This window comes from Roseibium marinum (assembly GCF_002906165.1).
Taxonomy (GTDB): domain Bacteria; phylum Pseudomonadota; class Alphaproteobacteria; order Rhizobiales; family Stappiaceae; genus Roseibium; species Roseibium marinum.
This window is the reverse complement of record NZ_PPCN01000001.1, coordinates 809557-820874: the sequence shown is the minus strand read 5'-3', so window position 1 is coordinate 820874 and position 11318 is coordinate 809557. Positions and strand designations below refer to the sequence as shown.

Below are 11318 nucleotides of genomic sequence, written 5' to 3'. Positions count from 1 at the left end.
CGCCGAAAACGACATTTCAGCGCAAAGCCGCGCGACATTCGCTATAGAGGGATCATGTCGATTGTTGAGCCAAAAGAGCTTCGGCGCGGGTGGACGACGGGCGCCTGCGCAACAGCGGCGGCGAAGGCCGCCTACACCGGGCTTGTGACAGGCGCGTTTCCCGATCCCGTGGAAATCACCCTGCCGAAGGGTGGAACCGCGGCTTTCGTACTGACCCGGCACAGCCATTCGGTGGGAGAAGCCTCTGCCACCATCACCAAGGACGCCGGCGACGACCCCGATGTAACCCATGGCGCCCTGATCACCTCGACCGTCCGCCTGCTTGGCAAGGGCGATGGCGTGCGCTTTTCGGCGGGAGAAGGCGTGGGCACCGTCACGCTTCCCGGACTGCCTATCCCCCCGGGCGAGCCCGCGATCAATCCGGTGCCGCGCCGGATGATGCGGACAGCGATAGGCGAGGTCGCGGTCGCCCATGACGCCTCCGGCGATGTCGAAATCGAGATCTCCATCGAGGGAGGCGCGGCACTTGCCTTGAAGACAATGAACCCGCGCCTCGGGATTGCCGGCGGTCTTTCCGTGCTGGGGACCACAGGCATCGTGCGGCCGTTTTCCTGCGCGTCCTGGATCGCCTCGATCCATCGCGGCGTCGATGTCGCCCGGGCCATCGGCCTGACCCATGTTGCCGGAGCGACGGGGGCTTCCTCGGAAGACGCGATCCGCGCCCGCTACAAACTGCGGGACCCTGCCTATCTGGACATGGGAGATTTCGCCGGCGGGCTTCTGAAATACCTGCGCCATCACCCGATCGACAAACTGACCCTAGCCGGCGGTTTCGCCAAGTTTTCCAAGCTGGCCCAGGGAGCACTGGATCTTCATTCGGCCCGCAGTTCCGTCGACTTCACGTTTCTTCAGGAGCTGCTGAGGGAATGCGATGCGCCGGCAGCGATGATTTCAGCGGCGGGTTCCGCCAATACGGCGAAGGAAGTGCTCGACCATTCGCTTGAAGCGGGGATCGGCCTTAGCACGGCACTGGCCCGGCGCACGAAACACGCCGTCCGGCAGATCCTCAAGGACGCACCGGTCGCGGTGGAGATTCTGATCACGGACCGGGAAGGCAAGGTGCTTGGAGAATGCGGTTTTGACAGCGAAGCCTGATCATATCCTTCTGCTTTCGGGCACGCAGGAGGCACGTCTGCTTGCCGGAGAGCTTGCAAAAGCTTTCCCGAAGGTACGGATCACCGCTTCCTATGCGGGCGTGGTGAGCGACCTGCCCGATCCCGGCGTGCCGGTCCGTGTCGGCGGCTTTGGCGGAACCGAAGGCCTGACCGCCTATCTGGTCGTGGAAGCGGTTTCGGTCGTTGTCGATGCCACCCATCCGTTTGCAGCGCAGATGAGCCGCAACGCGGTAGCGGCGGCAGCGGCCACCGGGATTCCCCTGCTCCGGCTGGAGCGCCCGGCCTGGGCCCCGGTCGAGGGAGACAACTGGGTGGATGCCGGTTCCATGGAAGAAGCTGCCGCGGCCCTGCCGTCCGGTGCCCGTGCATTTCTGGCGATCGGCCGGAAGGACATCGACTGTTTCACGCGGCGAACGGATATCCATGCCGTTGCCCGCATGATCGAACCGCCCGAGGCGGTGCTGCCGGATCACTGGGAGCTGATCCTGTCCCGCCCGCCGCAGACGGCGGAAGAGGAAATCGCGCTCTTCAGGGACCGGCGGATCACGCATGTCGTCACCAAGAACAGCGGCGGCAAACGCTCCAGCGCCAAGATCAAGGCGGCCAGACATCTCGGGCTGCCGGTCGTCATGGTCCGGCGTCCGGACCTGCCGGAAGCCCGGACCTTCGGCGGGATTGCGGACCTTCTCAAGGCGATCCAACAGAAAACAGCAATTTAGAGGCACCGGCGTTCGGCCGAACGCGGGATGCGCTGACAGCAAAAAACCGATCAGCTTTCCGTCCCGGCCAGGGCCAGAGCTTCCTCTTCAACAATCCCGAACAGTTTTTCCCGGGCGGGCGATGGCGTCAGGTTGTGATCGGCGTTCGGAATGAAGTGCAACCTGGTGTTCGGGAAAGTCGCAAGTCCTTCCGCGTTGCTGCCGAAATTGATCAGGAATGTGTCCATCGCCTCGTCACCCTCGGAATAGACGATGGTCAGCCGGGTTCCCATATCGGCGAGCTTGCGGAAGGCCTGATGAACCTTGCGGTTCCGACGGGTGATTTTCGGTAACCCGGGAAAAATTCCACCACAATACTGCGCCGCCCGGTCGATCAGACGGACGAGGATATTCACCGCGGCCGCCTTCAGGTCGATCCGGCCGTCGCGGATCCTCGCCACCAGCCCGGGCTCCGTAAATTTGGTCCAATATTCTTTCAGGGGATGGGGCAGGCCGATGAAACGCCAATGGAAGGCGTATGGGTTGATTGAAATGCAGCCTTTCCAGTGCGGGCCCCTGAGGGCTGCCTGGAAAGCGGTATAGGCTCCGCTGCACCTGCCGACGACCATAACCTTTTCAGCAAGGCCAAGTGACTTGAGCGCTTCGTAGGCCAATTCGGCATCTTCAATCTGGCTGTCGTCATAGAGCACCTGTGCCTTGCGCCCGGGAACCGGCGGGCTGTCACCGATGCCGGCGCTGTCAAAGCGAAGGGTCGCGACACCCGCTTCAGCCAGCCTGCGCGCCAACTGAACATTCATCCGGCCCCAGCCAATCTGATAGTCATAGGAGGTCGAGAGGATCACCACCGTTACGCCGATGAAGCGATCGACCGGCTCGCAAAGGATTCCGGCAAGTCTGTTGTTTTCGCCAAACCGAAGCGGCGTTTCCCTGAAAGACCCGCACACAAGCGGGACAACATCCGGCGCTCTGGAAGGCTTTGCGGCTTGTGTATGCCATTCAGGCAGGGATTTCAGCCATTCGACAAGAGCATCTGCGAACGCAACGGGCAGTACCGGCGGTGAGGCGTCGGTCAGCAGGACGTTGTAGTCCCGGTAAACCGCGTTTTGGAGAGCACAGCCCGAAGACTTGAGTTTTTCCGTTACCGCAGGGTCGATCTCCAGCTCCGGCCGGGGAGCCAGCAGCACCGGTATTTGAGGACGAAAATCCCGCTCGGTGGCATTGAAGCCCTTGAGGTCGGAGGCCAGTTTCTCCGGCATGCCGATCCCGGCAATCGTGCCCGGTTCGCTGTCCCGGTCTTCGGGCCGCAGACCGAGGCCGTCATCGACAAATTTCGACCAGAGCTTCAACTCCCTCAAATACCCTCGTCCCTTGAAGACCGGAGCAAGCAGGGCCAGCGCGGCAGTATCCCTGGACCCGGCCGCGAATTCGTAAGCCAGTCCGGCTCCCAGTCCCTGGCCGAGGACAACGATCCGCGAAACCCCGCAAAGTGCCCGCAGTTCGTCAGCAGAGCTTTCGATTGCGTCCCGCCAGGAGGCGAGGCCGCACCCGGCCGGCTCATCGAGCGCATTCGCCGTCCCGGGAAAATCAAACCTCAGGCTGGCGATGCCATTTGCCGCGAACCGTTCAGCCAGGTACCGGTAGAATTTTCGGGTGAGTAACTCCTCAAGACCCCAGGGACTGAGAAACAGCACGGCCATGCCCCGCGGATCGCCCGCCCCGCAGGCGGCTGTGAAGCAACCGGTCAGGCCTTCATAGACAACCGGTTGGGACGCCGAAAGTCCGACACCTTCGCGCAAGTCGTGCCCTTCAACGGCCGCCTCCACTTTCCCATCCTCCTGACCGGTGCCTTGCATGTGCATCGCTCGCCCTGTTCAGGTCATTCTTAGGGTTGGAAGTTTAACGGTTTCTGTAGAGGTGAGCGGGACATGCGGAAGGAGAAAAGACCGCGGTCCCCCGGTGGAAGGAACCGGGGCTCCGGTCACGCCGCTCCGAAGCGGGTCAGAAACACCCTGCGCAATCCGGCGATGTCGAACAGTATGGCAGTGCCGACATAGATCACCGCTCCTGTGAGGACAGGAACGATCAGGTTCAAAAAGTCGTTGTTCAGTTGCAGGCGCAATGAAAGATAAGTCGGTATCGCCATAAGCACCGTTGCCAGGCAGATCTTCACCGTCGGCCAGATCACCACAGGCAGGCGATACGCGTAGCGACTCAGATAAAATCCGAACGCCACACCGCAGATTTCGGAAATGACGAGTGAAACAGCCGCTCCCACAAGTTCGAACCTGGGTACGAGAATTGCCATGCAGCTGACACTGAGGACAAGAATGAAGAGCCCCTGAACGCCCATCAGGGACGGTTTTTTCGCCAACTGAAAACTTACGTGAATGTATTGATAGGTAATCGTCCGGAACAGCCAGGCAAACACCAGGACTGGAATGAGAACCGTCGCCGCGTCACGGAAATCCTCTCCGAGAATAAAAGTTGCCAGACGCCCGGACGTCAGCGCCATGCCGACAGTCGCCGGCAGAATAAGAGCCATGAGGATCTCGAAGCTCTTGCTCATGTGCTGATTTGTAGCTTCAAGACCGTTCCGTGAATAAAACCTGATTGCCATCGGCACCACGGCCGAACCGATGGCGACGCCCATCATGAGAATGATCTGTCTGACGAAATCCGCGGACGCACCATAAATGCCGGCCGCGGCTTCTCCCAGAAGAGCCACGATCAGGATCCTGTCGAAGAAGGAATGAAGCGTGAATGCGGCACCGGAAGCTGTCATGGGCAGTCCGAAGCGCAGCATCGTTTTCAAAATGGCGGGATCGAACGGTTTCAGAGGCGGTTTCAGGATCTTGGGCACAAAAAGCAGGAGTGTAAGAAAATAACCTCCCGCGACACCGAGCAGCAGTCCCTCTCCGCCAAGATCGAACCCGATCACCAACAGGCATGAAATGGCGAAGGCAGTTGCGCTTCGCACGATCATCGAAGATGCAAAAAGCCCGGTTCTCTGATGGGCCCGGAAGATCTCCTGAAGGAATTCGAACAACCCCACGCCGATCGCGACGCACAGCGCCTCCATTGCGTAGCCGCCGGATTCCCCCGATACGAGAACAAAGAGTTCGAACAGAAAGGGGCTGACAACGGCGATTACGGCAAAGGCGGCGAGCGCCGTAAGCCGCATGTCGATCTCTTCGCCTTCCGAGCTGAAACGGAGCAGGGACGTCTTTATCCAGTTGAAAAGCAATGAGGAAAAAAGGGATGCAATCCCCATTCCGACAACATAAATACCGTATTCATGCGGTGTCAAAACCCGCGTGAACAGCATCACGAGCGCAAAGCCGAACACCGCGGAAACCACATTGGCGGTCATGTATGACGAAACCTGGCGAAGCACTATGAACCTGCACGCGTGAATTCTTGCAGCACCTGCATCATCGCCTTCGGCTGGAAGTTTTCATCAAGCGGGAGTGGCCGGTTCAACAATCCGTCCCGGCGTTTGAACCAGATCGGCACCCAGGTGTATTTGTCCGATATTCCCCAGGTCAAAATCGCCTTCGGCTCGACCACGTCACAGATCGCCGTGAGATAGTCCCTCACTCTCATAGCCGCGATCTGATCGCGAACTCCCTGTGCCGCTGGCAGGTTGTTGTCAATGACGTCCAGTTCCGTGACGAAGATGTCAAGTCCGAGCCCGTTTACCTCCTCGACAAAGCGCGACAGGCCGTCCTTGTCGATTTCAGCTTCCCCCGTGAGATGCCCCTGAAGGCCCAGCGCGTGGACGGGGACGTCGCGGTCCTTGAGCTCTTTCAGCAAATCCAGCATAGCGACACGGCGCTGGCGGCAGACTTCGGTCGTTTTCTCGAAGTTGAAATCGTTCAGGACGAGTTGGGCATCGGCATCCGTCGCGGCCGCGGTCCTGAAAGCGAGCTCGATGTAGTCCTTGCCAAGTTGCTGAAGCCAGAGGGAATCGCGCAGCGCGCCCTCTTTCGCCGGATCTTCCGCGATAGGCTCGTTGACCACGTCCCAGTTGGGAATGCGGCCACGATAGCGGCCGACGACGACTTCGATATGGTGGATCAGCTCGAACTCGGCCTCCGAGCTGGTATCGATCTCGCTCGTCCACTCCGGCATGGCCGCGTACCAGATCAGCGTATGACCGCGCATGGTCATGCCGTTCGCGTCCGCAAAAGCGATCAGCCGGTCGGGTTGGTCGAATTCGAAACTGGAGCGGGTGGGACGCAAGTCAATCCACTTGAGGCCGCCCTCACCCACCACTTGCTGGCAATATTTGCGGACTGCCGCCGCGTAGTCGGGGTCGCTTAGCAGATTATCGGCCCGGATCGCCGCTCCATAGGGGATGGCGTTTGCAGCTGCCGCCGCATTCGCTGACTGCCCCCCCGGAAAGAGCAGACTCATCGGGCCGGTGGAGACAAGGCCTGCCCCAAGCGCACCTAACACAAAATCCCGTCTATGCATCGATTTCGTATCCTTGAAGCGCGTCGTGTTGAATTGAATTCAGGAAATTGCCCGAACGCATTTGCAATGCAAACGCTGCCTCGGGCGTCCTCCTAGATCCACGAATCCGCTTAAACGCGACACGCTCTAGCGCCAAGTCGGGAATACGCAACGATTACGTAATGCCAACCCGCGTTTAGCGGCGTCGTAACATGGTTATAGGTTGCCTGAAAACTAAATTATCTGACAGGTTATCGGATGCTTAACTGGATCGGTATCTGCTGAAACGCAGATTCGCATTGGAAACGGAATCAATACTGAAAGATGTACAGCACCACCCCGATCCCGCCAATGCACAGCGTCCACACTGGCGTGCGTACACGCGGCCGCAGCGGTGGCTGGATTCTGACGGCGGCCCTGTTTCTCGGTGTATTTTTCTATTTCTGGATCGGCCTCGCCCCGTTTCCGAACCCGAATGCGGCAAACCTGACCACCCCCTATGGCGGCAGTTCCAACCGGTTCAACCAGATTGTTGTCGCCCTGATGTCAGGGATTTTGCTTTTCGTGGTGTTTGGCAAATCAAACCGCCGGTTTCTGCTCTGTCCCCACGGGCTCCTTCTGGCCATACTCGCATGGTTTGCGTTTGCGAGCCTGTTCGCCGGCGATCCGGGCACCGCATTCCGCCGGATTGTATTTGCAATTCTCGTCTGTAGTTGCGGAAGCGCAATCCTGTTGCTGCCGAGATCACGCGAACAGTTCACGACGCTGATCTGCATCGCGCTGACGGCCGTCATAGGGATTGCCTATTACGGCGTTGTCGCTCTGCCGCATCTTGCCATTCACCAGTTCACCGATGCTCTGGAACAGCAACTGGCGGGCGATTGGCGCGGCCATATGGGCCACAAGAATGTCGCAGCAGCCGCAATGGTGTTCGCGATCTTCTTCGGCCTCTATATTTCCAGGGTAAAATCCACGCTTTTAGGCAGCATGATCGTCATCGCGGCGACCCTCTTTCTCTGGAAGTCCGGTAGCAAGACCTCTTTCGCCATGCTTCCCCTCATCCTGCTCCTGAGTTGGATCTTCGAAAGGGTCCGGTTCCTGCGCCCGGTGATCGTCATTGGCGGCCTGGTTGTCGTGAACACGCTGTTGATGTCGGCTGCCGTGTCGGAGAGCATTCAACAATTGCTCGCGTCCGCCGGTGTCGATCCGACGTTCACCGACAGAACGTCAATCTGGGCCATCGCACTCAATGCGATCGAGCGGAGCCCGATTACCGGCTACGGGTATCAGTCCTTCTGGCAGACAGAAGCGCTGTTCCGCAGCGGCTACTCGCTCCAGTCCTGGGCGGTGACGGCCGCCAACGCCCATAACGGATACCTGGAACAATTCATCAATGCCGGCATCCCGGGCTTTCTGCTTGTTGTCACCTGGCTGGTGTTTCTGCCCATCAGATATGCGAACAAGGCTTTTGCGGGTGGAAACGATCAGCTTCTTACCCGGCTTTTCCTTCGCATCTGGTTGTTTTCGTTGTTTTTCTCATGCCTCGAAAGTCCGTTTTTCGGAAATGCCGGCCCCGTCTGGTTCACGATGCTTATGGGTGTCTTCGGTCTGCGGCTGCAGGCTTATGCCCATCTGGTGGCTGCGGATCCGGGCAAGGCGGCCACCGGAGCGCAGAGCGCACTTGCGACAAACCCGCATTAGAGCGTAAGGCGATAAACGGTTCACAATGAGACACGCTCCAATGTCCGACCAAACGAAAATTGAAGCCGTTATCTGCATACCGACGTTTCGCAGACCGGAGTGGCTTGCCCGCACGCTGGCTTCCCTCGCAAATCAGGCTGTCGATTTCCGCTTTGCAATCGTCGTCGTTGACAACGATGCCGCCAATCCAGCCGGGGAGAATGCCGCCAGGGATTTTTTTGAGAAGAATGCCATTCCGAACTCGGTCTTCACCGAGGCAAATCAGGGAAACTGCTTTGCGATCAACAAGGCCTTCAGCGAAGCCCTGCATGCGTTTCCCGAAGCGGAATTTTTTCTCATGATCGACGACGACGAAACCGCCGCACCGCTTTGGCTGGCCGAAATGGTCGGCCTTGCCAGACGGGAAGCGGCAGATATCGTCGGAGGACCGGTCAACAGAAAATTCGAGGGCGCGGTGCCGGACAGTGTCCGCAACCACCAGCTGTTCATTTCCATCGACGGTGCGACACGGCAAATCGATCAGCTTCACGGGTCAGGGAATTGCCTGATCCGGCGTCGCGTCTTTGATAAACTGGGTGCGCCGTTTTTTGACCTTCGCTTCAATTTCCTGGGCGGCGGCGATATGGATTTCTTCACCCGATGCCGTCTGGCCGGGTTCACGACTTTCTGGAACTCAAAGGCCGAGATACAGGAATTCGTGCCTTCTGAACGGACCTCAGCCAAATTCCTGATGACCCGATCCGTCAGGACCGGCTCGATAAACTACATGGTCGACAGGTCGAACGGCATGTCTCCGGCTGTGGCCTGGGCCAAAAACCTGGCAAGTCTCGGATTGGGTGTCCTGCGTTCAATCGCGGTGCTTGCCCAAACCCGGCGTCTGCTTCCCGCCAGTCATCCGTTGCTCTTGCCGGTGGGCCGTTTTTACGCGGCTCTCGGTTTTCTGCCCGCGCCCTACAAGGCTTCAGACCCGTCCTGAGCGTTCCGATTGCTCCAACACCACCTCGCGGATGGTCTGAAGCGGTGTTTCTGTGTGGGACTGTATGGTGATCGCGTGATGATGAGACTGCAGACCGTCCATAAAGGAAGTCAATCCGGCTTTATCGAGTTGCGGACCGCCCCAATAGGTGAGGCAATGGCTTATGGAGATCAGTTCGTGACGTTCGGCAAGAGCCGGGTCGCTGGCAACGGCAATGCCATAGATTAGGTATTCGGAAAAATGCCGCTGGCGCGCGAGCCCTGCCCACCAGGGACAGCCACATACGCTTTCAATGCGTGCAAGCAACGCTTTGACGGTTTGCCGCTCCCAGACAATCATGGGGCCGATGAAATCGTCTCCCGGTAATGCAGGTACGTCGATCCCCAGGATCTTGTGAGCGTTCTTCCACCAGCGCACATGATTGGGCCGCGAGGGATTGATGTCGCCGCCCGAATAAAAAAGCGGTGACTTTGGCCGTCCGGCAAGCTTGCGCAAATCTGTCGGTCTGCAGAAAACCCCGTCCGAATCGATGAACAAGACACGGTCGCTTTCCTGGTCCGCGGTCATTGCAAACTTGCGCAACTGCTGCAGATGCCAGCCGTATACAGGCAATCTTATCCGCGGGGACCACCAGTACCGCCGACCACGCCATTTAGGCAGCGGCCAAAACCGCGGCAACAGGTCCGAAGATGGCACAATCGACCGTTTGGGACCTGACAGATGCCTGAAGATCTCGAGGTCTTCGTCTCCGACCACAATGAAGTGGTGATCGAAGCCGGTCACCAGACGGTCAATCGTTTCACAGAGCAATTCGCACCGCCGCAGATCATTGTGGTAGCTCGGTGTAACGATCGAGACCGAAGGCGTTTGCATATTGGTTCCCAGTGCAGGCGATGGCGGACGCAGGAAAGCGGGGCTCCGGGTCGACAAGATCCGGCTTTACATGTGAACACTTCTTTTAGGTCACGGACTCATAAATGAGGATGAAATGGCATGGAAATAGCTTCACCCCGCAGTGTCAGCGTGCTTGACCGGGCACAAAGCCCACTCTGCGCACCCTTTCTCGCTGGATTCCGCCATTTCCATGCCATTTCATCCTCATTTATGAGTCCGTGACCTAAACATCTTCTTTATATCGCAGTTCAATATCGTACCGATATCTCATTGACCCCGTTCGCAAAGCTCAGACATGCCATCCACCCGTTATCTCGTCATGATCTCAAGCGCCGCGCAAACCTGCGGCGTCGAAGAGTTTTCCAGGCTCCTGGCCCGCAAGCTCGGCGCGCGGGCCGTCACGCAGGTGCTCGGGTTCGATCCTTTCGGGCTCTTGCGGTCCCTGAAGCGATCGGATGCACTGGTCCTGAATTTCCCGATCGTCGCCTGGAAGAAAAAGCTGCTGGAACCCACCCTGGCGGCCCTGACCGCAAGGCTTTCCAAAAAAGGCACCGTTGCAATCCTGCACGAATGGACGTCACTCGACTGGAAGCGGCGGGTCGTGCTTGCGCCTGTCTTGCTGCTGGCGACCGAAATCTGCTTTTCAGCGCCTGAAATCGCCGACGAGTTCGCGGCATCGCGGCTCTCACGTCTTGCGACCGGACGCAGGACAGTCATCCCGATCCCGCCCAACCTGACGGCACCTGAAAACGTGAAGCCCGGCGATTTTTCCGCCCGGCTCGCGAAAGAGCGCGCCAGGGGACGGATGATCCTGGGTCAGTTCGGATCGATCTATCCGCAAAAGCAGGTGGCTTCCGTCCTGGCGGTAGCCGCCGACCTTCGGGCGCGGGGCGAGGATGTTTTTGTGGCTTTCGCCGGATCGTTCATCAAGGGCCAGGACACCGTCGAACAGGATTTTTTCGCCGCGGTGGACCGGCTCGGGCTGTCTGACAGGGTTGCCGTAAGCGGGTTTATCGGCAGCGAGGCGGAACTGTTCGCGATCTTTGGCGAGATCGACGTTTTTTGCTATCTGCTGCCAGGCGGGCTGACCGCGCGGCGCGGCAGCGTTCTGGCGGCCGCGGCCTCGGGCAAGCCCGTCGTCGTGAATGCCCCGGCCAATTCCAGCGCCCTGGAGCATCACCGGCTGTTTCAGCGCCTGATCGAAACCAGGGGAATCCAGCTGATCCCGACCGGAGCGGACGCGGGAGAAGCTGCCGATGCCGTTCTGAAGGCACGGTGGACGAAGATCGAAACAACCGATCCGACAGGGGAAATCGACGCGCTCTGGCGCGACCTGATCGCGAAAATCGACGACTGCGTCCGAGAGGAGGCACGTCTCAGAGACTGAATTCAGAAGCG

The 11318-nt window shown here is 59.0% G+C and carries 9 protein-coding genes; 5 read left to right on the top strand and 4 right to left on the bottom strand.

The genetic code is table 11. From position 1 onward, the window contains the following. Window positions 1-54: 54 nt before the first annotated feature. Window positions 55-1155 (top strand): cobalt-precorrin-5B (C(1))-methyltransferase, encoded by a 1101-nt coding sequence (locus CLV41_RS03850; RefSeq protein WP_103220913.1) that lies wholly within the window; start codon window positions 55-57, stop codon window positions 1153-1155. Beyond that, window positions 1139-1894, top strand: a complete 756-nt coding sequence (locus tag CLV41_RS03845; protein WP_103220912.1) for a cobalt-precorrin-6A reductase — start codon at window positions 1139-1141, stop codon at window positions 1892-1894. The genes CLV41_RS03850 and CLV41_RS03845 overlap by 17 nt, the downstream gene beginning before the upstream one ends. 50 nt (window positions 1895-1944) lie before the next feature. Here the strand turns inward: CLV41_RS03845 and CLV41_RS03840 are convergent, their stop codons facing one another. The 3 genes from CLV41_RS03840 to CLV41_RS03830 form a co-directional block, all read right to left on the bottom strand. After that, window positions 1945-3717, bottom strand: a complete 1773-nt coding sequence (locus CLV41_RS03840; protein WP_170107105.1) for a serine aminopeptidase domain-containing protein — start codon at window positions 3715-3717, stop codon at window positions 1945-1947. A gap of 155 nt (window positions 3718-3872) precedes the next feature. Beyond that, entirely contained in the window at window positions 3873-5288 is a 1416-nt protein-coding gene (locus CLV41_RS03835) for an oligosaccharide flippase family protein (protein ID WP_268952598.1), read from the bottom strand. Continuing rightward, the gene (locus tag CLV41_RS03830) at window positions 5288-6370 is read right to left on the bottom strand and encodes an endo-1,4-beta-xylanase (protein WP_103220909.1); all 1083 of its coding nucleotides are present in this window, start codon (window positions 6368-6370) and stop codon (window positions 5288-5290) included. Before CLV41_RS03830 ends, CLV41_RS03835 begins: the two co-directional genes overlap by 1 nt. 303 nt (window positions 6371-6673) lie before the next feature. On the opposite strand from CLV41_RS03830, the gene CLV41_RS03825 reads away from it, so the two are divergent. Then, on the top strand, window positions 6674-8050 hold the full coding sequence (locus CLV41_RS03825) for an O-antigen ligase family protein (protein ID WP_235867046.1): 1377 nt from the start codon (window positions 6674-6676) through the stop codon (window positions 8048-8050). 40 nt (window positions 8051-8090) lie between these two features. Beyond that, entirely contained in the window at window positions 8091-9026 is a 936-nt protein-coding gene (locus CLV41_RS03820; protein WP_103220907.1) for a glycosyltransferase family 2 protein, read from the top strand. Here the strand turns inward: CLV41_RS03820 and CLV41_RS03815 are convergent. Further along, a complete protein-coding gene (locus CLV41_RS03815) occupies window positions 9012-9899 on the bottom strand; it encodes a DUF6492 family protein (protein WP_103220906.1) in 888 nt (295 codons plus the stop codon). The genes CLV41_RS03820 and CLV41_RS03815 overlap by 15 nt on opposite strands. A 316-nt stretch (window positions 9900-10215) precedes the next feature. Here CLV41_RS03815 and CLV41_RS03810 point away from each other — a divergent pair, with 316 nt between their 5' ends. After that, entirely contained in the window at window positions 10216-11307 is a 1092-nt protein-coding gene (locus CLV41_RS03810) for a glycosyltransferase (protein ID WP_103220905.1), read from the top strand. Window positions 11308-11318: the final 11 nt, after the last annotated feature.